21 protein-coding genes are annotated in these 19,553 nt (G+C 68.3%); 7 read left to right on the forward strand and 14 right to left on the reverse strand.

The features are described from left to right. Nucleotides 1–44 precede the first annotated feature (44 nt). From cobS to cobU, 3 genes are read right to left on the reverse strand one after another with little or no spacing between them, the layout of a single operon-like run. Entirely contained in the window at nt 45–758 is a 714-nt protein-coding gene (gene cobS, locus ACQPZF_RS08615) for an adenosylcobinamide-GDP ribazoletransferase (protein ID WP_433270022.1), read from the reverse strand. Next, the gene (gene cobT, locus ACQPZF_RS08620; protein WP_433270024.1) at nt 758–1,795 is read right to left on the reverse strand and encodes a nicotinate-nucleotide--dimethylbenzimidazole phosphoribosyltransferase; all 1,038 of its coding nucleotides are present in this window, start codon (nt 1,793–1,795) and stop codon (nt 758–760) included. Before cobT ends, cobS begins: the two co-directional genes overlap by 1 nt. Next, on the reverse strand, nt 1,792–2,349 hold the full coding sequence (gene cobU, locus ACQPZF_RS08625; protein WP_433270026.1) for a bifunctional adenosylcobinamide kinase/adenosylcobinamide-phosphate guanylyltransferase: 558 nt from the start codon (nt 2,347–2,349) through the stop codon (nt 1,792–1,794). The genes cobT and cobU overlap by 4 nt, the downstream gene beginning before the upstream one ends. Before the next feature lie 74 nt (nt 2,350–2,423). Here cobU and ACQPZF_RS08630 point away from each other — a divergent pair, with 74 nt between their 5' ends. Further along, nucleotides 2,424–2,624, forward strand: coding sequence for a hypothetical protein (locus tag ACQPZF_RS08630; RefSeq protein ID WP_433270028.1), 201 nt, complete (start codon nt 2,424–2,426; stop codon nt 2,622–2,624). A 168-nt stretch (nt 2,625–2,792) separates the two neighbouring features. Here the strand turns inward: ACQPZF_RS08630 and ACQPZF_RS08635 are convergent, their stop codons facing one another. Then, the gene (locus tag ACQPZF_RS08635) at nt 2,793–3,017 is read right to left on the reverse strand and encodes a hypothetical protein (protein WP_433270029.1); all 225 of its coding nucleotides are present in this window, start codon (nt 3,015–3,017) and stop codon (nt 2,793–2,795) included. 213 nt (nt 3,018–3,230) lie between these two features. Here ACQPZF_RS08635 and ACQPZF_RS08640 point away from each other — a divergent pair, with 213 nt between their 5' ends. After that, nucleotides 3,231–3,932 carry a helix-turn-helix domain-containing protein gene (locus ACQPZF_RS08640; RefSeq protein ID WP_433270031.1) on the forward strand — a complete coding sequence of 234 codons (702 nt, stop codon included), beginning with the start codon at nt 3,231–3,233 and terminating at the stop codon, nt 3,930–3,932. Nucleotides 3,933–3,982: 50 nt separating this feature from the next. On the opposite strand, the gene ACQPZF_RS08645 is transcribed toward ACQPZF_RS08640, so the two are convergent. From ACQPZF_RS08645 to ACQPZF_RS08675, 7 genes are all read right to left on the reverse strand, one after another. Continuing rightward, nucleotides 3,983–4,969 (reverse strand): aldo/keto reductase family protein, encoded by a 987-nt coding sequence (locus ACQPZF_RS08645; RefSeq protein ID WP_433270033.1) that lies wholly within the window; start codon nt 4,967–4,969, stop codon nt 3,983–3,985. Between the two features lie 500 nt (nt 4,970–5,469). After that, entirely contained in the window at nt 5,470–6,957 is a 1,488-nt protein-coding gene (locus tag ACQPZF_RS08650) for an alpha-amylase family glycosyl hydrolase (RefSeq protein WP_433270035.1), read from the reverse strand. 52 nt (nt 6,958–7,009) lie between these two features. Continuing rightward, nucleotides 7,010–7,969: an ROK family protein gene (locus ACQPZF_RS08655; RefSeq protein WP_433270037.1), complete on the reverse strand. Its 960-nt coding sequence runs from the start codon at nt 7,967–7,969 to the stop codon at nt 7,010–7,012. Nucleotides 7,970–8,028: 59 nt separating this feature from the next. Beyond that, complete coding sequence (locus ACQPZF_RS08660; RefSeq protein WP_433270039.1) at nt 8,029–9,291, reverse strand: pentapeptide repeat-containing protein; 1,263 nt, start codon at nt 9,289–9,291, stop codon at nt 8,029–8,031. A 20-nt stretch (nt 9,292–9,311) separates the two neighbouring features. Next, nucleotides 9,312–10,082 carry a carbohydrate deacetylase gene (locus ACQPZF_RS08665; protein ID WP_433270041.1) on the reverse strand — a complete coding sequence of 257 codons (771 nt, stop codon included), beginning with the start codon at nt 10,080–10,082 and terminating at the stop codon, nt 9,312–9,314. A 49-nt stretch (nt 10,083–10,131) separates the two neighbouring features. After that, complete coding sequence (locus tag ACQPZF_RS08670; protein ID WP_433270043.1) at nt 10,132–11,190, reverse strand: ROK family protein; 1,059 nt, start codon at nt 11,188–11,190, stop codon at nt 10,132–10,134. A gap of 479 nt (nt 11,191–11,669) precedes the next feature. Further along, entirely contained in the window at nt 11,670–12,305 is a 636-nt protein-coding gene (locus ACQPZF_RS08675; protein WP_433270045.1) for a DUF3043 domain-containing protein, read from the reverse strand. A 42-nt stretch (nt 12,306–12,347) separates the two neighbouring features. On the opposite strand from ACQPZF_RS08675, the gene ACQPZF_RS08680 reads away from it, so the two are divergent. Both ACQPZF_RS08680 and ACQPZF_RS08685 read left to right on the forward strand, forming a co-directional pair. Then, nucleotides 12,348–13,373 (forward strand): glycerate kinase family protein, encoded by a 1,026-nt coding sequence (locus ACQPZF_RS08680; protein ID WP_433270047.1) that lies wholly within the window; start codon nt 12,348–12,350, stop codon nt 13,371–13,373. 90 nt (nt 13,374–13,463) lie between these two features. Beyond that, nucleotides 13,464–13,838 (forward strand): HesB/IscA family protein, encoded by a 375-nt coding sequence (locus ACQPZF_RS08685; RefSeq protein WP_433270049.1) that lies wholly within the window; start codon nt 13,464–13,466, stop codon nt 13,836–13,838. Between the two features lie 102 nt (nt 13,839–13,940). Here ACQPZF_RS08685 and ACQPZF_RS08690 read toward each other — a convergent pair whose 3' ends face one another. Continuing rightward, a complete protein-coding gene (locus ACQPZF_RS08690; protein ID WP_433270051.1) occupies nt 13,941–14,114 on the reverse strand; it encodes a hypothetical protein in 174 nt (57 codons plus the stop codon). A gap of 78 nt (nt 14,115–14,192) precedes the next feature. After that, nucleotides 14,193–15,374, reverse strand: coding sequence for an MFS transporter (locus ACQPZF_RS08695; protein ID WP_433270053.1), 1,182 nt, complete (start codon nt 15,372–15,374; stop codon nt 14,193–14,195). Between the two features lie 81 nt (nt 15,375–15,455). Between ACQPZF_RS08695 and ACQPZF_RS08700 the strand changes: the two genes are divergently transcribed. Further along, complete coding sequence (locus tag ACQPZF_RS08700) at nt 15,456–15,929, forward strand: MerR family transcriptional regulator (RefSeq protein ID WP_433270055.1); 474 nt, start codon at nt 15,456–15,458, stop codon at nt 15,927–15,929. A gap of 57 nt (nt 15,930–15,986) precedes the next feature. Here the strand turns inward: ACQPZF_RS08700 and asnB are convergent, their stop codons facing one another. After that, a complete protein-coding gene (asnB, locus tag ACQPZF_RS08705; protein ID WP_433270057.1) occupies nt 15,987–17,915 on the reverse strand; it encodes an asparagine synthase (glutamine-hydrolyzing) in 1,929 nt (642 codons plus the stop codon). Between the two features lie 218 nt (nt 17,916–18,133). Here asnB and ctaC point away from each other — a divergent pair, with 218 nt between their 5' ends. Both ctaC and ACQPZF_RS08715 read left to right on the forward strand, forming a co-directional pair. Further along, nucleotides 18,134–19,066, forward strand: a complete 933-nt coding sequence (gene ctaC / locus ACQPZF_RS08710; protein WP_433270059.1) for an aa3-type cytochrome oxidase subunit II — start codon at nt 18,134–18,136, stop codon at nt 19,064–19,066. A gap of 12 nt (nt 19,067–19,078) precedes the next feature. Beyond that, nucleotides 19,079–19,495 carry a cytochrome c oxidase subunit 4 gene (locus tag ACQPZF_RS08715; RefSeq protein ID WP_433270061.1) on the forward strand — a complete coding sequence of 139 codons (417 nt, stop codon included), beginning with the start codon at nt 19,079–19,081 and terminating at the stop codon, nt 19,493–19,495. The last annotated feature ends 58 nt before the right edge of the window (nt 19,496–19,553 follow it).

Genomic DNA, 19,553 nt, shown 5'->3' on the forward strand with positions numbered 1-19,553 from the left:
GCCTCGCGTTCCCGGACGGGGTTCCAGGAGTTCCGGACGAGGTTTCAGGACAGGGCGCAGACGGCGAGCACGGTGAGGCTCGCCGTCTCGCAGGCCGCGCCCAGCACGTCGCCGGTGATGCCGCCGAACCGGCGGCGGGTGTGCCTGACCAGCAGCAACACCAGCGCACCGGCCAGAATCACCGCGATCGGGCCGTGCCAGGGCGCGACGAAAAACCCGGCCACGGCCAGCGCGATCCACCAGCCGAGCACGACGTGCGGCGGCTGGGTGCCCGCCACCAGGGCGCCCAGCCCCTCCGGCCGGGCCGATGGGACGCCGTGCCGGCAGCACAGGACGAACGCGGCGCGGCCCGTGGTCAGCGCCAGGACCACGGCGCCCCAGGAGACTTCCGGGAGCGCCGCCGCCTCCGCGCCGAGCACCACGATCAACGCCACCACCGCGAACGGGCCCGCGCCGCCGTCCTTCATCACCTGCAAGGCGCGTTCCGGCGGGCCGTAGCAGCCCAGGCCGTCCGCGGTGTCGGCCAGGCCGTCCAGGTGCATCCCCCGGGTGGCCAGCGCCAAGCCGCCCACCACGAGGAAGCCCGCGAGCAGGGCCGGCGCGCCCAGCCACCCGAGGCCGCGCAGCGCGCCCGCCGCCGCGAGGCCGAGCAGGACGCCGACCAGAGGGGCGGCGGTGATCGCCCGGCGGGCCGCCCCGGCGTCGACGGCGTCGACCCGCAGGGGCAGCACCGTCAGCCAGGACAGCGCCAGCCGCATCAGGCCGGTCCGGAGACGCCCGCGCCCTCGAAGGTCGCCATCTCCGCCAGGATCTTCGTCGCCATCGCCACCAGCGGCAGCGCGGCCAGCGCGCCCGAGCCCTCGCCCAGGCGCAGCTCGAAGTCCAGCAGCGGTTCCAGGCTCAGGTGGTCCAGGGCCAGGGCGTGGGCGGGTTCCACGGACTTGTGCCCGGCCACCCACCACTCGCGGGCGCCCGGCGCCAACTCCTCCGCCACGATCGCCGCCGCGCCCACCACCACGCCGTCCAGGATCACGGGGGTGCGGCGCACGGCGGCCTGGGCGAGGAAGCCCGCGATGGCGGCCAGGTCCGCGCCCGCGGCGGTGGCCAGCAGGTCGACGGGGTCGCCGAGCACCGGACGGGCGCGGCGCAGGGCGTCCCGGATCGCCGCCGTCTTCCGCATCCAGCCCCGGTCGTCGATCCCCGTGCCGCGGCCGACGACGGCGACCGGCTCGGAACCCGTCAGGGCCGCGATCAGCACGGCGGCGGGAGTCGTGTTGCCGATGCCCATGTCCCCGGCGATGAGGAGGTCCGCCCCGCCGTCGACCTCCTCGTCCACCAGCCTGCGGCCGAGGTCGACGGCCCGTTCGGCTTCCTCGCGGGTCAACGCGTCCTCGCGGTCGATCGACCCGGAGCCGCGACGGATCTTGTGGTCGCCGACCGCGGTGTCCGAGTCGACCGAGACGTCGACCACGCGCACGGTGGCGCCGGCGACCGTGGCCAGCACGTTCACCGCCGCGCCGCCGGTCAGGAAGTTCGCCACCATCTGGCCGGTGACCTCGCTCGGGTACGCCGACACGCCGTGCGCGGCGACGCCGTGGTCGCCCGCGAACACGACCACCCGCGGCCGGCTGAACGGCCGGGGCGGGCACTCGCCCTGGCACGCGGCCACCCACACACCCAGCTCCTCCAGCTTGCCCAGCGAGCCCGCGGGCTTCGTGAGCACCGCCTGGCGGGCGACGGCCTGGCGGCGGACGTCGTCGTTCGGCGGTTCGACGGGCGGGAATTCGATGGTCACCGACTACCTCCGGCTTCGCGCAGTCGCAGTGGGATTCCGGCGACGACCAGCAACACCTCGTCGCAGACCTCGGCCAGCCGCGCGTTGAGCGAACCGAGGTGATCTCGGAAGAGCCTGCCAGAGTGGGTGCTCGGCACGACGCCGAGGCCGACCTCCGCGCTCACCAGCACCAGCCGGGTGCGGGCCTGGGACACGGCGTCGACCAGTGCGGTGCACTGCTGCTCGACCTCGCCGATGCCGTGCCCCTCCCACGCGCCCGCGTCGTCCAGCGCGCCGGCCAGCCACGTCGCCAGGTCGTCCACCAGGATCGGGGGATCGGTGTCGGCGGTGGCCGTGAGCAGGGCGGGGAGGTCGTTCGGGGCCGGGGCCTCCACGGTGTGCCAGGCGGCGGGGCGGCGGGCCACGTGCTGGGCGATGCGCAGCTCCCAGTCGGCGTCGTCCGGGTAGCGGCGGGCGGTGGCGACGTACGTGACCACGTCGTCGGTGAGAAGGCCCTCGGCGTGTGCCGATTTGCCTGAGCGCGCGCCGCCCAGGACGAGTGTCCGACGCGTCACACCGCACTCCATCCGGATTTCTACGACATAGCCTGACCGGGAACGTTACCTGGAAGACACGCGAGGAGGCCGTCATGGAGTACCGCTGGCGGTATCAGGACGAGCAGGGTCGGGAGATCGACGGGCCTGCGGAGACCTTTCCGGACCAGACGGCGGCTGAGGACTGGTTCAGCTCGGTGTGGTCGTCGCTGCGGGAGGCCGGGGTGGTCCAGGTGACGTTGTTGCGCAGTGAGTCCGAGGTGTATGGGCCGATGTCGCTGGCGCCGGTCGAGTGAGACCCCGGCCCGTTTGGGGCCGGGGGTTATCTCGTTCGACGGGGTGACCGTCAGGCGATCTCGAATAAGTCGCTGAACTACAGCGGTGCTCAGGCCACCAGTGCGCCTCCGATGAAGGTCGGACCGGGTCGAAGTTCGCTGTTGAGCACCTGGTGGGTCTCCGAAGCGTTAGCCGACCAACTGCGCTTCGGCTAGTTCGCGCAGTTCGGGGAGCGCTTCGCCGAGCATCGCGTACACCTTCTCCGCTGCATCGGGGGTCAGTGCGAGATCCACGACTCCGTCGAAGTTGAGTTCGAAGATTCCGTCGGTGTTGATCTGGGACCTGAACGTGGCATCGCTGTAGACCTTGATGTACGAAGAGTGGTTGACGCCGTTCTCGCTGTGCATCGTCATCTGTGAGCAACTTCCTTCCATCACGGGTCGATCATTGCGCGGTCCGCGCTGACTTCCTGTTCCTACTCGCTTCGCCGAGCCGTCCGTTCGATCGACGCGTCTGGTGCTGTCTGGTCGGACGTCTGGTGGTGTCTGGTCTGCGTAGCCAGGGGGTGTCTGGTATGAATGCGGTACCGTCTGGTATGACCGGGCATGAGCGGGAGGTGCTTGATCTTGTCGCAAGCTCTTGAAGTGGATGGTGGGCGGCTGAGAGCTGCGAGGAAGTACGCGGGCTACTCGCTCACCCGTTTGGCACAAGCGACCAACTACTCAAAGTCGTACCTCGGGCTCGTTGAAACTGGGATAAACCCGGTCACCCATGAGGTGGTAGCGGCGTATGAACGAGCATTGGGAGTCGGTGTGTATCGTCCGGACATCAATCACCCGAGACTGATCAAAATCGAAGGCCCCGAGCACCTGCGGCACATCAAGGAGGCGGTGGAGGCCGGAGATCCGGATATTTTCGCTCAAGGTCCGACGTCGAGTTCCATTGACGCGGCAGTGGCTCCGAATCTGGGGCCGGCGGCCATCGAGAACTTTCGGCAGTGGGCTGTGCGTGGGGAGACTTCGACGCTGCGGGCCAATGCGGTCAGCATCCTGGGGTTCCTGCCAGGGCGCGCGAATGCTGACGTCGTGGTCAATGTGTTGGATTCTGATGCCGTTGTGCGGCGGTTGTGCTTGGCTTCGGAAGTCTCCCGGCTGACACAGTGGGGTTGGGACGTCGCTCTTCAGGTTGCGGACGATCCCGCCACCGCGCCGGAGCCCAGAAGGCTCGCGGTCAAGCTGGCCAAGGAAGCGATCGATCCGAAGGACACCGAATCGCGTTGGTGCGCCGGCTACCTGCTTCAGCGCTTGGCGCCGATTCTCGGTGATTAGCCCTGTGCCTCCGCCCGTCCGTGTCCGGGCGGAGGCAGCCCTTGCCAAAGTCAGGGCGTGACGGTCAGGCGGGGATCGGTTTCCACGATGCCCTCCAGGACGGCGTCGATCTTCTTCAGGAGTTCGTCGTCCAGCTTCACGCCGGCTGCCTTCACGTTCTCGTGCACCTGCTCGGGACGGGACGCGCCGATGATCGCGGAGGCCACGTTCGGGTTCTGGAGCACCCACGCGACCGCCAACTGCGCGAGGGACAGGCCGGCGTCGGCCGCGAGCGGCTTGAGCTGCTGGACCTTTTCCAGCACCTCGTCGCTCAGGAAGCGGGCGATGAACTTCGAGCCGTTCTCGTCGGTGGCCCGGGAGCCGGCGGGGACCGGTTGGCCCGGCAGGTACTTGCCGGTCAGGACGCCCTGTGCGATGGGCGACCACACGATCTGGCTGATGCCCTCGCGCTCCGACGTGGGAATGACCTGCGGTTCGATGATCCGCCACAGCATCGAGTACTGGGGCTGGTTGGAGATGAACGGGACGTTCAGCTCGCGGGCGATGGCCGCGCCCCTGGCGATCTGTTCGGCGTTCCACTCCGAGACGCCGATGTAGAGGGCCTTGCCCTGGCGCACGATGTCCGCGAAGGCCAGCATGGTCTCCTCCAGCGGCACCGTGCGGTCGAAGCGGTGCGCCTGGTAGAGGTCCACGTAGTCGGTCTGGAGGCGCTTCAGGGAACCGTCGATCGACTCCTTGATGTGCTTGCGGCCCAGGCCCTTGTCGTTGGGGCCTCCCGGGCCGGTGGGCCAGAAGACCTTGGTGAAGATCTCCAGCGATTCCCGACGTTCGCCCTTCAGCGCCCGGCCCAGGACCTCTTCCGCCTTGGTGTTGGCGTACACGTCGGCCGTGTCGTAGGTGGTGATCCCGGCGTCCAGTGCGGCGCGGACGCAGGCGGTGGCCTGGTCTTCCTCTACCTGTGAGCCGTGGGTGAGCCAGTTGCCGTACGAGATCTCGCTGATGTTCAGGCCGCTGCGGCCGAGGCGTCGGAACTCCATGCAGGCGAGTCTAGTGGTGGATCGTTCGGGTTGCTAATGAACTGCGGTGGGCGGAGCGCGTTGGGGTTGGGTCGAAGAGCGCGCTCGCCGCCGGGCAGGCCGCCAAGGATGATCACAAAGGCTAGACTCGGGCGAAACGCAGCCCGACCGCAGGTGTGCGCGCTGCCCGCGGCGGTCATGGATTCGCAGTCGGTGCGCGCGGCAGAAACCGTGGGCCGGATTGCTGATGTCGCCTGCGTCGACACAGGACCGGGCCGCCGCGCGCAGCCCGTTACGACGCCTGCACGACACCGCCGGCGAGCGGGGGCGCGCGAGTATAGGCCGAAGGCGGCACCCTGCTCGACTGGGCACGCGCCACACTCGGCTGGCTCACTCGCACTAATTCGGCAACGGGCACTCATCACGCCGCGCGGTCATCGAGCACGCCAGCCGCTGGATAAGGATAACGAGTACCACCACGTCGCCTCACCTGCACGAGAGCCATTCGGCCCAGTACACGGTCATGGGCGTGGCCAGACCGCAAAACCCAACGGTCCTATGCTGTTCCCTCTCATCCGCCGACTGATGGGAGCGTCGCCTGGCGGCGCTTCCGCAACCACGTACGTATGCTCCGGATGAAGGTTGAACACCGCTCGTAGCCCGGCTTCCGGTCGCTCGACGAGCAGCACACCTTCCACACCGATGACTACGTCCTGTGGATTCCCCAGCACCGCAAGCGAGCCTCGCCGGGTCGTGACGAGCGCTGACAACAGGTCGAAGATGCGGCTGACGGACCCAGTACTTACCTGCTGCTCGAAAAATCCGACGGGAAGTGGCTGTCGGTTGAGCGAGCGCGGGTCGGTCGAATCGGACGACACGGACTGAAGTTCCGGTGTGAACCCCAGGACGGCGGGTAGGTAGAGGTAGCAGACACCGGGCAAGATCGCGGACAGTGCGATGGACAGTTCGATCCGGGCCGCCTTGCCCGGCGCGTCTACGCCGAGTCCGTACAGGTACGGCAGCGAGCTGTTGAACTCATAGCTGGTGCCGGAGATCGACCGTGGTAAAACGCCGTGACGGGAGAGAGCTTCGACCAGCCGGTGGCGCTCTTCTTCGGGCAGCAGCTTGGATCGGAGCAGAATACCGTCATGCGTCCGCGGCGCGCGGATGACGGGGCAGGGCAGTGTCCAGGTGTTCCGGAGGTGGACGGCGAGGGTTTCGGCGCTCCCGGACACGAGCGCCAGCACCAGGTGCGCCGAGTACGCGTAGTCGACGATCGGCAGGTCCGGGATCCCCGCCGGGGGGAAGTACCGGAGGCCGTGCTCATCGCAGTCGAGCTGGGCCATCACGTGGAAGCCCGAATTCCGGATGAGCGACACCGTCGCCCTGGCGAGTCGATAGGAATCGGGATGGTGTCGGTGGACGGGATCGAGCCGTGTCGAGTAGTAGGCGGGGGCGTCGACCCGCACGCCCCACACCGAGTTCTCCCGCAGGGCGCCCAACTGCTTCTCGATGGCGTCGCGCACGGCTCTGTGGTCCAACTGGATGTCGACCGCGTAGTCGGAAAAGGTCTGCCAGAGCAACCAGTTCTCGCCGGCTATCCGCCAGGGTCTCAGCACCGGGCCACCCCGCGGCGACCTCGGGACCGCCTCCGGATCGACCGTCTCGGCGCGGTACCCCCGGATCACCTCGCTGTCGGCAGTCGGGGCTGCCAGGAACTCCCGGACGTAGTCGTGCGTGACGCCCACGTGGTTGTAGATCCCGTCGACCATGAGCCGACGTGCGGAGCCGATCCTGCGTACGTCGTCCCAACTGCCCAGGTTCTCGTCGACCGCGTACCAGTCGTTCGGTGCGAACCCCCAGTCACCGTCGCTGCGGAGGAAGGGGAGCAGGTGCACCGCGACCTCTGCGGGGAACGTGCGTTCGATCCGGTCGGCCAGGAGGCTCAGCGGCGTGCCGTTGTGACGGTAGTGCGCGAACGTGTCGGGATACGCTCCGACGATGATCACCTGAGTTCTCCAACCGTGGCTGCGGATCGGCCGGCGCGGCCAGCGGCTTGAACTACTTTCGGCGACCAGTGGACGTTGCGAGTAGCGCGGCGCCGATGAGCCCTCCGTCGTTGCCGTATTCGGCAGGCTTGATCACCGTCTTCGTGGCGATGCGCGGCAGTGCCAGGCCTCGCGCCGTCTCCACTGCGGCCTTCAGGAATCCGCTGTCGGGCGTGTCCTCGATCGCTTCGCTCGCGGCCAGGGCGAGGCCGCCACCCAAGGTGATCGCGGACGGGTTCAACATGTTCATCACGTTCGAGATCGCCATGCCCAGCCACTCGCCGGCTTCTTCGAAGGCGGCTTTCGCCGCCGTGTTGCCATCCCTGCTCGCCGCCACCACCTGGGCCAGTTGGACGGATTCCGGGTCGATCCCGGCCTTCTTCACGTAGGACCTGACGATCGCAGGTGCTGCGGCGAACGTCTCGACGCATCCGAACCGCTTGCAGCTACACGGAATGTCACTCGTCTGGCTGACCTTGATGTGGCCGAACCCGCCGGCGGCGCTGTCGGCCCCGGGCACGAGGGCGCCGTCCGACACGATCCCGCCACCGATCCCCGTGCCCAGCACGAAGTGGACGAACGGCGCGCTCCCAGACCGGTGCAGGGTGTACTCCGCCCATGTCGAAGCCCTGCCGTCGTTGATCGTCAGCACGTGCTCCACCTGCTGGAAGCGGTCCGTGAGAATTTCCGACCACGAGGTGTTCTGGTAGTCCTGGAAATGACCCGCGCGCAGCACGCGGCCGGAGTCGTCCACGGACCCGGTCGTGCTGATCCCAATCGTGGAAAGCGGCTCACCGGTCGATTCGAAATGGCCGTGCAGAGCGGCGGTCAGCCTGGTGACCAGTTCACGCAAAGTGAACGTGTCGAGTTGGATCGACGGGAATCGGTCGGTGATACTGGCGTTGCCGTTCGCTACCTGGATCAGCGCATGCTTAATGGACGATCCGCCAATGTCGAATGCGTACACCCTCACGACCGACCTCTTTCGGCTATAGAGTTGGAGTATCCATCGTAGCGGTCGTGACAAGCTGGTCAGTCGCGGGACAGTCGGCCCAGTTTCTGGGCGGCAACGCCGATCCACAAGCCGAGGCTGAGGAACCCGATCAGTCGAATACTGGTATTGATCGCCTGATCGGCGACTCCGGCGTCCGGGGGCATCGGAGGGCCCAGCGCGAGGAAGGTCATGGCGGTGGCCCTTGTTATCGACCACAGAGCACCGAGCGCGTCGAGTTGCCAGGCGAACAGGTTGCGGGTGAAGAGCAGTGCGATCGAGTGGGCGATGATGACCAGGGCGGAACATACCCCCAACCGAGTGAGGCTCTGCCCGTAGGCCGACGTGATGCCCCACAACCGGAGGAGGATGCGCCCTCCGAGCGACCCCACGGTGCGTACCTTGTATTCCAGGAACTGCGCGTCCGCGATCTCCCGCCGCAGTACGGGGGTCAATCCCTTCACGTCCTGGACAGGATGCCCCAGGAGGGTACTGCTCGGGACGTACCGGCCGGCCCAGGTGACACATCCGCGCTGCCGTGGCCAACGGCAGTTCACCGCGGACACATCGGTCAGGGTCGCGGATCTCATACCGACGCACTCCATGTCGGTGTCCGCCAGCCGACTCCCGCTGAAGTCGAGCTGTCCGACGTCGTCCGAGCGGAACGACAAGGTGGTTATCCGGCAGTCCTGGAACCTGTTGCTCCGGACGGAGCCCGCGACCGTGAGGAACGAGATGGTGGACGAGACGGTGTGCACTCCTTTGAGACTCGCCCGCGACAGGTCTATGTGCTCAATCGTGCAGTCCTGGAAGTTGCAGTCCAGGATACGAGAGCCAGTTCCGCGCCACCGGATGAACCTGCTCGTCACCACCTTGCACGCCTCGATCAGGCAATTGTCAACCTGTACATCGAGCATCGTCGAACCGGTCAGTCCGCATCGCTCGAAGAGCACTGTGTCGAGCTTGGTGTCCGACATGACGATGTCGCGGAGGGTGCAGTGGCGGAATATTGCCTTCGACAGGTTGCTGTGGCGGAAGGTGCAGTCTTCCATGGTGATTCCGACCAGGCTGGCGTTCATCACGGACGCACCGCTGAAGTCGCAGGAGGAGAACGACGAGCCGTCGAAGTCGGAATGGTCGAGAAGTGCTCCGGTGAAGTCGCAGTCCCGGAATTCCCGGCGCTGGAGGTCGCACTCCTTGAGGTCGGCAAAGGTGAGGTCGATCCGGCCGGGCGTGGTGGTGCGGTAGTCCGACCAGGCGGCTCCACCTGATCTGAGGCAATCCAGTGCTTCCGAGGACGCCATGTGCCGGGCTCGCCCTTCGTCTAGACATCGGGGTATCGCACGAGTTCGAATCCGTTCTCCCGCAACCAGTCGCTCCGAGCCAGGTCGAGCAGGACGCGGTGGTCGCCCTCGCGGGCCGAGTTCAGGGTCGACACCTGCCTCAGGTGGGCATCGTCGAACCCCGGGTGGGTGACGACCTCGATCAGGTCGGCGTGAGGCTCTCGGGTGGCGGCGGAGCGAGCCAACCGGTCCCTGAGGTCCGCGATGCCCAGGTCCCGGCCGGTCCAGTCCCGGATGATCGCGTGGCTGCCCCGCACGCCGCGTTCGGCCATCAGTCGGGTGAACTCGGGCGTCACGCCGCCTCGCACGGGGAGCCCGAATTCCTCTGCCAGGTCCAGGTAGACCTGTGCGTAACCTGGGTGCCGGTGGGCGCCGTGGTGGCTGTCGAGATGGGTGGGGGCCGTGCCGAGCAGGTCGGCCACAGCGAGGATCTGCCGCCGCCACTCGGCCCTGACCTGGTCCGGGTGGCCGTCGGCGATGTCGTCGCGCTGTTTGAAGCGCCCGGTCGTATCCACCAGGGTGTCCACTTCGCGGACCGGCGACAGCGGACGCCCGCCCGACAACTGGAGATGCACGCCGGCCCTTCCCTCGATGTTCTCCAGCCCGAACCGCGCGCACCGCATTCCCGAGTCCTCGGCCGCTATCATGATCGTGGTGTTGGAGACCGCATCCGCGTCGATGAGTTCGAGCACGGACCGGCAGATGCCGTCACTCAGCCCGTAGTCGTCGGCGTTGATGGCGACTCTGATCATTGGCTCTCCAATTGGTGTGTGCGGTCGTCCGGTGACCGGCTGTGCTGCGTTACTGCTCCTCCAAACGCTCCCTCAACAGTTCGGCCGCGCCGAATAGCTGGGCTCGGCGGCCGAGTTCGGCTCGGACGATCCGCGTCCGGCTCCAAGCGAGCGCCCACGTGAAACGGCGGGCGTAGGACACCGTCATCTCGTAGAAGCTCTCGATGCCCTCGATCAGCGCTCCACCCAGCACGATGCTCGGTGGGTTGGCGATGGTGATGAGCGAGTTCAGGCCGATGCCGAGGTAGCGAGCCGCGTCGTCGAGCACCGTGTGGGCGATCGGGTCTCGGTCGGTGATCCCTTCGGCAATCTGCTCGATGCCGAGGCGGCTCCAGTCGGTCGTCGCGGCGACGGCGACGGCGGAGCGGAAGTTCGACCTGATGGGGCGGTCGGACTTCCCCTGTTCGGCGACGTATTCGCTGACGATGTTGTGACTGATCCACGGACGGCTCGCGAAAACCTCCAGCGCACCCCGGGTGACCATTTTCTGGTGGTAGGCCGCGCGGGGTTCCACCACCAGTCTGCCGAGATGTCCGGCCGAACCCGCACCGCGCAGTATCCGGCCGTCGACGAACAACGACGAGCCGATTCCCTCATCCGCCAGGACGTATGCGAAACTGTCTCGCCGTTCGGCCACGGAAGTGTCGTAGCGGAGGCAACCTTGGCGCGCTTCGCCGATCGCCAGGCATTCGGTGTCGTGGAAGACGTGACACGGCGGTGCGTTGAGCCGATGGAACTCCTCGGTGAGATTGACCGGCGAGTAGATTCCCAGTCTGGTCGACCTCATTACGGTGGACGTGCCGGACAATGTACCGGGAAGCGTCACGGCGACCGAGTCGACCGGCGCGCCGAACGAGTCGATGGTGCGCCGGGCTCGGCGGACCATTTCCTCCGCCAGTCGCGTCCCAGTGGATTCATGTACGTAGAGCGCCGGATCCCAGGCAGCTTTATCGGTCTTGATGAGGTCGAGGCCATTCCTGGTGAAGCGGACCAGTTGGTGTTTCGCCTGCGTGGCCTCCAGTACGACGATCAGGCCGACTTGACCTTCGATTCGACCTCGCTCACCCAACCGAATCCCAGTCCTCCTGCGAGATTGTGTACGATCACCGCTTGAGATTTCGAGGGTACTGCTGTAGTTGCGTACACGCAACATGAGCGAGCCGCATACTCCGCCGGATGGTTGATGATCCCTCCTTATCGGAGGCGCGTCGCGCTTCGCGGGCCCGCAGAATTGCGGTTGATGTACGGTGGAGAATGCAGTGAAAGCACGATGGCGGAGCCGCTATTCTGCCCGGGCACATTCGATGACGTGCGAGACAGGGAGATGCCCTGGACCGGATGATCCGACGACTGTGATCCGGTGTTCGCGCTCGGCCCGCTCCAAGTGGGCCAGGGCTGTGTAGCTGCCGTCGACCAGGTGCTGGTCGGGCCGAGATCCCCGGTGTTCGGGGCGATGTGACTTCACCGACCCCCGGAAGCCTTGCTGTTACCTACCGGTCACCCTTCGCGACACGCCGGCTGCTCCAAGATTCCCGACGGAGTCAAGCTTCAGACCTTCGCGCCGTAGGTGACGCGGGGCTTGGGGACGCGTAGGCGGCGTAGTTGGCTGGCTCGGATGAACGAGTACCAGCCGATCGACAGGCCTCGGCTCGTGTCGGTGGGGAACTTCGCCCTTACTCGCTTGGTGACCAGGCGGCCCAGGACGACGCCCTCTACGACCATCGCGAGCAGCATGAACGTCGTCACGAGGGTTGCGTACTGCTGTATGGCGGGCATCGGGACCAGCAGGGCCACGAAGACCAGGATCGCCAGGGGCATGAAGAGGCCCATGAGGTTGCGGCGGGAGTCGACCAGGTCTCGGATGTACGCCTTGACCGGGCCCCGGTCGCGGGGGAGCAGGTACTTGTCCTCGCCGGCCATCATGCGTTGGCGGCGTTCCACGGCGGCGGCTCGGCGTTCTTCCTTCGAGACCTTGCTCTTGTTGCCGCGCATCCGCTTGAGCGCCTCGCGCTGGGTTCGCGGCGGCGGGGGGACCGGGCCCCGGCGTTTGCTCTCCGCCTCTCGGCGCTTCGGGGTGGGCTTGCCCTTGCCTGGGGTGCGCGCCGGGTCGGCGGCCGTCACCTCCGCCGGGGTGTCATCGGCGGTCGGGGTGGCTTCGTCGGCGTTGCGGCGCAGGAACCTCACACCCCCAGAGTAGGAGATGGTCGGTTACGTACCCTTCGCGAGGTGCGAGTTGTTATTGCTCCGGATTGCTTCGGTGGGACGTTGAGTGCTCGCGAGGCTGCTGCGGCGATCGCCTCCGGGTGGCGGCGGGCCGCGCCTGCCGACGATCTGGTGCTCCGGCCGTTGGCTGACGGTGGGCCCGGGTTCGTCGACGTGTTGCACGCCGCGTTGGGTGGCGTCCTGCACGAGGTGACCGTCTCCGGGCCCCGTGGTGAGTCGGTGGCTGCCGTGTGGCTGGAGCACGACGGCACCGCCTACATCGAGTCGGCTCAGGCCTGTGGGTTGCACCTCGTTCCCGAAGACCTGCGCGCTCTCACAGTCGAGAGCGGGACCACCACGGGGGTCGGTGAGCTGGTGGCCTCGGCGGCCGGGGTTCCCGGGGTTCGGACGGTCGTCGTGGGGCTTGGCGGGTCGGCAACCACGGACGGTGGCGCGGGGTTGCTGAGCGTGGTCGGTGGTGGTGTGGACGTCCGGTTGGTGGCTGCTTCGGATGTGGAGAACCCGCTGCTCGGGCCCCATGGCGCTGCGCACACGTTCGGGCCGCAGAAAGGGGCCTCGCCGGAGGTCGTGGCGCGGTTGGAGGCTCGGCTGGCCGGGATGGCTGTCCTCGACCGGGTGAAGGACCTGCCCGGGGCGGGTGCGGCGGGTGGTCTCGGGGCGGCGTTGATGGCGTTGGGGGCCGAGGTCACGTCGGGGGCCGGGGTGGTTCGGCGGTTGACGTCGTTGGACGAGGCGTTGGACCGCGCCGACCTCGTCGTCACCGGGGAGGGGAGTTTCGACTGGCAGTCGCTGCGCGGGAAGCTCGTCACAGCCGTCGCCGGCGGGGCCGCCGAGCGTGGGGCGCCCTGTCTGGTGCTCGCCGGGCAGGTCAGCGTGGGGCGGCGGGAGGCGGGTGCGGTCGGGGTGCAGGAGGCGTACTCGGTCGCCGAGCACGCCGGGTCCGTGGCGCGGTCCATGGGTGACCCGGCCGGGACCTTGGCCGACCTCGCCTCCGACGTGGCGAGGCAGTGGTCACACTCCCGGTCCTGACGTCTGTGGGACCATGGGGTAAGGAACAAAGCGGGTACCACCCGTGTTTGCTGGGAATAGATGCCCGCAAAGGACCTCTGAGGGAGAGCCATGACGACCGCTCAGGATGCAGCCACCTCGACTCCTGACGCACCGCCCACCCACGGCGTGAAGCTGACCGACGCGGCAGCCGTGAAGGCCAAGGCGCTGCTCGACCAGGAGGGCCGCGATGACATGCACCTGCGCATCGCCGTGCAGCCCGGCGGCTGTGCGGGCCTGCGCTACCAGTTGTTCTTCGACGAGCGCACGCTGGACGGCGACGCCCTGCGCGACTTCGGCGGCCTCAAGGTGGCCGTGGACCGCATGAGCGCCCCGTACGTCGAGGGCGCGGTGATCGACTTCGTGGACACGATCGAGAAGCAGGGCTTCACGATCGACAACCCGAACGCGGGCGGTTCGTGCGCCTGCGGCGACTCGTTCCACTGAGTCCGAGCCGAGCCGACGCGGTGCCGGCTCGACAGAGCTGTCGCGAACGGCCCCTGCCTGGTGGCGGGGGCCGTTCGCGTTTCCTTGTCGTCGTGCTCGGGGTCAGACGTAGGCGTCCAGGCCGTCCACCTGCGCGGCACAGGCGTCGGTGACCTGCCACGGGGACGCCGCCCTCGGCTCGGGCAGTGCCTTGGCCGTCGTCGGGCGCAGTTCCGCGGGCATCGCGGTGCAGTCGTCGATCAACTCGTCCAGCGTGTCCGCCTCAGTGTTCCTCACGCTGGGACCGTAAGCCGGTTTTTGCCTTGACAACAGCCCTACCGAGCGGTAGCCGCGCGGTAGGGCTGTCGTCTTCCGTCACACGTGCGCGAGGGCCACCGGCGCCGGTTCGGCCGGTGCGGCGCCCCGGCGCACCAGGCGGCCGATGACCAGGGCCACCAGCACGCCGAGGATGGTCGGCACGGCGCCCACGGCGGCGATCCACTGGAGGCCGAGGCCGCTGGTGATAACCGCTCCGCCGATCATCGGGCCGAGTGCCGCGGCCACGTTGAACGCGGAGATGTTCACCGACGCGACCAGGCCTGCCGCCGAGCCCGCCTGGCCCATGAGAAACGTGTGCAGCAGCGGGCCGGACGCGAACGCGCTCGCGCCGAGCACGAACAGCGCCACGACGGCCGTCACCCTCGTCTCCAGCAGGAAGCCCTGGGCGAGCAGCAGCACGGTCAGCGCGGCCAGCGGGATGGGCAGCACCTTCGCGATGGCGCCCGGCGGGACGCGGCCGGCGATGGTGCTGCCGACCATGGTGCCGAGGCCGTAGATCAGCAGGACGCCGGTCACCCAGGCCGGGCTGAAGCCGGTGACGTCCCGCAGGGCCGGCGCGACGTAGGTGAACGCGGTGATCATGCCGGTGAACGACAGGATCGTGGTCAGCAGGCCGAGCAGGACCGTCGACTTGCCGAACGCGAACAGGCTGGCCCGCACGCCCGCGTCGGGCTCGTGCTCGACCTTCGGCGCGCCCAGGACGACACCGACGAGGCCGACCAGGGTGAGGGCGGCGACCAGCGCGAACGACGCCCGCCAGCCGTAGTTCTGGCCGATCAGCGTGCCGATCGGGATGCCGAGGATGGTGGACAGCGCCACGCCGTTGACCACCTTGGCGATGGCGGCGGTCTGCTTCTCCGGCGGCACGGCGGCCACCGCGACCTGCGAGGCGACCGCGAAGAACAGGCCCTGGGCGAGCGCCGCGACCATGCGGGCCGCCATCAGGGTGGTGTAGTCGCCGGCCAGCGCGCACGCCGCGGTGGCGACCAGCGCGAGGGCCATGACGGCGATCAGGAGGGACCGGCGCGGCAGGCGGCCGGTGAGGACGGTGAGGACGGGTCCGCCGATCGCGACGGACACGGCGTACGCGGTGACCAGCAGGCCCGCGGTCGGCAGGGCGACGTCGAGGTCGGCGGCGACCTCGGGCAGCACGCCCACGACGATGAACTCCGAGGTGCCGACGGCGAATGCGCACAGCATCAGGACGAGAGCGATCACGGGACTGAACGTAAAGTGTGACACTGACGTCAGGGTCAAGCTTGGGTGATCGACGGCTCTTTTGCCCCCGGGAGGGAATACATGCTGATCGGCGAGCTGAGTGAGCGGACCGGTGCGACCGTGCGGATGCTGCGCTACTACGACCAGCAGGGCCTGCTGAGGCCCCAGCGCACCGAATCCCGCTACCGCGTCTACGACGAGGCCGACGTCGAACGGGTCCGCAGCGTCCGCTGCCTGATCGCCTCCGGTCTCAACGTGCGGCTGGCGCGGCTGGTGCTCGCGCACGCGTTCGGCGAGGAGGTCGAGCTGCCGGAGGACGAGGCGGGCTGCGTGCCGCTGCTGGACATGCTCCAGGACGAACTCGCCACCGTCGACCAGCGCATCGAGGCGCTGGAACGCAGCCGGACGCACCTGTCCCGGCTGGTCGCGGACATCGAGGTGATCATGCGGACCAAGCGGGCCGCGCACCTGCCGGAGGAGTGCGCGGCAGTGCCCGCCGAAGCGCCTGCCGGTGTGACCGCCGGAACGCCTGCGGGCGTGACCGCCGGCGTGTGAGCCCGGAACGGGAGCAGCCCCCGGCGCGGGTGCCGGGGGCTGCTCAGCCGGACGTGGTCAGAGCTTGACGGGGTAGTGCGGCTCCGGCACCACCGGGCGGATGCGGCCCTCGACGAAGATGCCGTGCCAGATCATGAACACCAGCAGCGCCCAGATGCGGCGGCTGTGGTCCGCCACCCCGGACCGGTGCTCCTCGATGACCCGCAGCACGGCCCCCTTGTCGAGGTACTGCTCGGTCTGCGACTTGCGCACGATGTCGATCGCCCACTCGTGCATCTCGTCCTTCAGCCAGTGCCGGATCGGCACCGGGAAGCCCAGCTTGCGCCGGTTGAGCACGTGCGCGGGCACGATGTCGCGGATCGCCCGGCGCAGCGCGTGCTTGGTCGTCTCCCGGGTGAGCTTCAGCTCCGACGGCACCTGGGACGCGATCCGGAACACCTCGGGGTCCAGGAACGGCACCCGCAGCTCCAGCGAGTTCGCCATGGTCACCTTGTCGGCCTTGACCAGGATGTCACCGCGCAGCCAGGTGAACAGGTCCACGTGCTGCATCCGGGTCACCGGATCCCAGCCCTGCGACTCGCGGTACGGCTGGGCGGTCACGTCCTGGTGCGACACGTTCGGGTCGTAGGTGCGCAGCACCTGCCGCAACTGGTCGTCCAGGAAGATCCGGGCGTTGCCGTAGTAGCGCTCCTCCAGGGTCAGCGCGCCCCGCCGCAGCAGGTCCTTGCCGCGCACACCCTGCGGGATCTTCGTGGACACCTTGCCCATGGCCTTGCGCAGCGCGCCCGGCACCTTCTCGAACGGGGCCAGCGACAGCGGCTCGCGGTAGATCGTGTAGCCGCCGAACAGCTCGTCCGCGCCCTCGCCGGACAGCACGACCTTCACGTGCTCGCGCGCCTCGCGGGCGATGAACCACAGCGGCACCAGCGCCGGGTCCGCCACCGGGTCGTCCAGGTACCAGGTGATCAGCGGCAGGGCGTCCATCATCTCCTGCGCCGTCACCGCCCGGACCACGTGCTTCACGCCGATCGCCGCCGCCGACTCGGCCGCCACGTCGATCTCGGAGTACCCGGACCGCTCGAACCCCGTGGTGAACGTGATCAGGTCCGGGTTGTGCTCCTTGGCCAGCGCCGCGACCACCGTCGAGTCGATGCCGCCGGACAGGAACGAGCCGACCGTCACGTCCGCCCGCATGTGCTTGGCCACCGAGTCCCGCAGCGCCTCGGTGATCTCGTCGTACAGCCGGTTCGCGTCCGCGTCGCCGTGCACGACGCGCGGCCGGAACGTGGCCGGGAAGTACCGCTCGAACACCGGCTCGCTGCCCGGCCGCACGGTGAACGACGTGCCCGACTCCACCCGGCGGATCTGGCCGTGCAGCGACTCGGGCTCGGGCACGTACTGGAGGATCAGGTAGTGCTGGAGCGCCTTGCGGTCCAGCTCGGGCCGGATGCCCAGGGTCGGCGCCAGCTCCAGCACCGACTTCTTCTCGCTGGAGAACGCCACCCCGCCTGGGCCGGACGCGTAGTACAGCGGCTTGATGCCGAACGGGTCTCGCGCGCCGAACACGACCTTGCGCTCGGAGTCCCAGATCAGGAACGCGAACATGCCGCGCAGCTTCGCCACCGCCGCCGGGCCCCAGTAGTGGTAGGCCGCGACGATGGTCTCGGTGTCGCCGTCGGTGGCGAACACCGCGCCGAACTGCTTGGTCAGCTCCGCCCGCAGCTCCAGGTAGTTGTAGATCTCACCGTTGAAGTTGATGGTGTACCGGCCGGGCAGCTCCGGCGGGCCCCAGTGCAGCGGCTGGTGGGAGTGCTCGATGTCGATGATGGCCAGCCGGTTGAACCCGAACACCACCTCGCCGCCCTGCCAGGTGCCCGTCTCGTCGGGGCCGCGGTGCCGCTGGCAGCGCATCGCGGCGGCCACCGCCGAGCGCCCCTGCTCGGCTTCGTTCTCGCCAGGGCAAACCAGTCCAACCAGGCCGCACACGCCGTCGCACCTTTCGTGGGGTGTGGAGAAGCTCCCAGTATGCCGGGGCCCTGTCGTGTGACCGAAACTGCACCGCACGGTGCCGCCCCCGAGGGGTGCCCACCCCTTGGCTGAGTTACGCTCCCGCATGATCCGGCAAGGGGTCGAGGTTCGCCCTTGCCTGCGTCTGGTTGCCGCTTCCTGGCGGCGGTGAGCTTTCAACGAGGAGGCGGCGAGCAGTGGGCCTGAAGGAGGGCACCAGGGCAGCGCGGCTGACGAAGGTCGTCGGGCTGGTCGGCCTGGTCGGCGTCGGGGCCACGGGTTGCTCCACGGAAGAGGTGCTGCGCTTCGGCTGGCCGGTGGCCGTGACGCCGCAGGCCGAGCGGATGCGCGAGCTGTGGACCTGGTCGGTCGTCGCCGCGCTCGCGGTCGGGGTGATCGTCTGGGGGCTGATCCTCTGGTCGATCGCGTTCCACCGCAAGAAGAGCGAGGAACTGCCCCGCCAGGTGGCCTACAACCTGCCGCTGGAGCTCGTCCTCATCGTCGTGCCGACGATCATCGTCGCGGTGCTGTTCTACTTCACCGCGGTCACCCAGAACTACGTCACGAACAAGACCGACGACCCGGACGTGACGGTCGACGTGATCGCGTTCCAGTGGAACTGGGAGTTCCAGTACCCGGAGTTCAAGACCGACCGGGACGGCCAGGCGGTGAGCACCGTCGGCTCGTCCGGTGAGATCCCGCTGCTGGTGCTGCCCCAGGGCCGGTCGGTCCGGTTCAACCTGGAGTCCACCGACGTCATCCACTCGTTCTACGTGCCGGAGTTCCACTTCAAGCGGGACGTGTTCCCGGCGCCGCGCAAGAACAACCAGGACAACGTCTTCGAGATCAGCCAGATCGACCGGACGGGCTCGTTCGTCGGCCGCTGCGCCGAGCTGTGCGGCACGTACCACGCGGTGATGAACTTCGAGGTCCGCGCGCTGGAGCCGGCCGTGTTCGACCGGTACATGTCGCTGCGCGCGAAGAACAACCCGCAGACGGGCCAGCCGTACACCGCCGCCGAGGCGCTGACGGAGCTGGACTGCGGCGAGCTGTGCACGCCGCACGCGGTCACGACCAAGCCCTTCGACACCGACCGGACCGTCCGCGAGGCGTCCGGCGGCGGGAAGTAGGAGGACGCTGCGATGAAGGTCGAAGCCCGTATTTTCGACTTGGTGATGGCGTTCTCGTTCCTGGTGGCCGTGGTCTACGGCTACTGGACGTGGGCCGACACGGGCGCCGTCGAGCCGACCGGCACGGTGGCCCTGGCGCTGACCGGCGGCCTGGCGCTGATCGTCGGCACGTACTTCCGCTTCGTGGCCCGGCGCATCGAGGTGCGGCCCGAGGACAACGCGGACGCGGAGGTCTCCGACGGTGCCGGTGAGCTGGGCTTCTTCAGCCCCGGCTCGTACTGGCCGATCGCCTTGGCGGCAGCCGCCGCGACGTCGGGCGTGGCGCTGGCGTTCTGGCACGTGTGGCTGCTGGTGATCGGCGTGGTGCTGGTGCTGATCGCGGTCGGCGGCCTGGTGTTCGAGTACCACACCGGTCCGAGCCACGACTGAGCTTGATCTTTCGCGGGGCCGTCTCTCCTTTCGGGGGAGGCGGCCCCGTTGCTTTCGG

Source organism: Actinosynnema sp. CS-041913 (assembly GCF_050942485.1).
Taxonomy (GTDB): Bacteria; Actinomycetota; Actinomycetes; order Mycobacteriales; family Pseudonocardiaceae; genus Actinosynnema.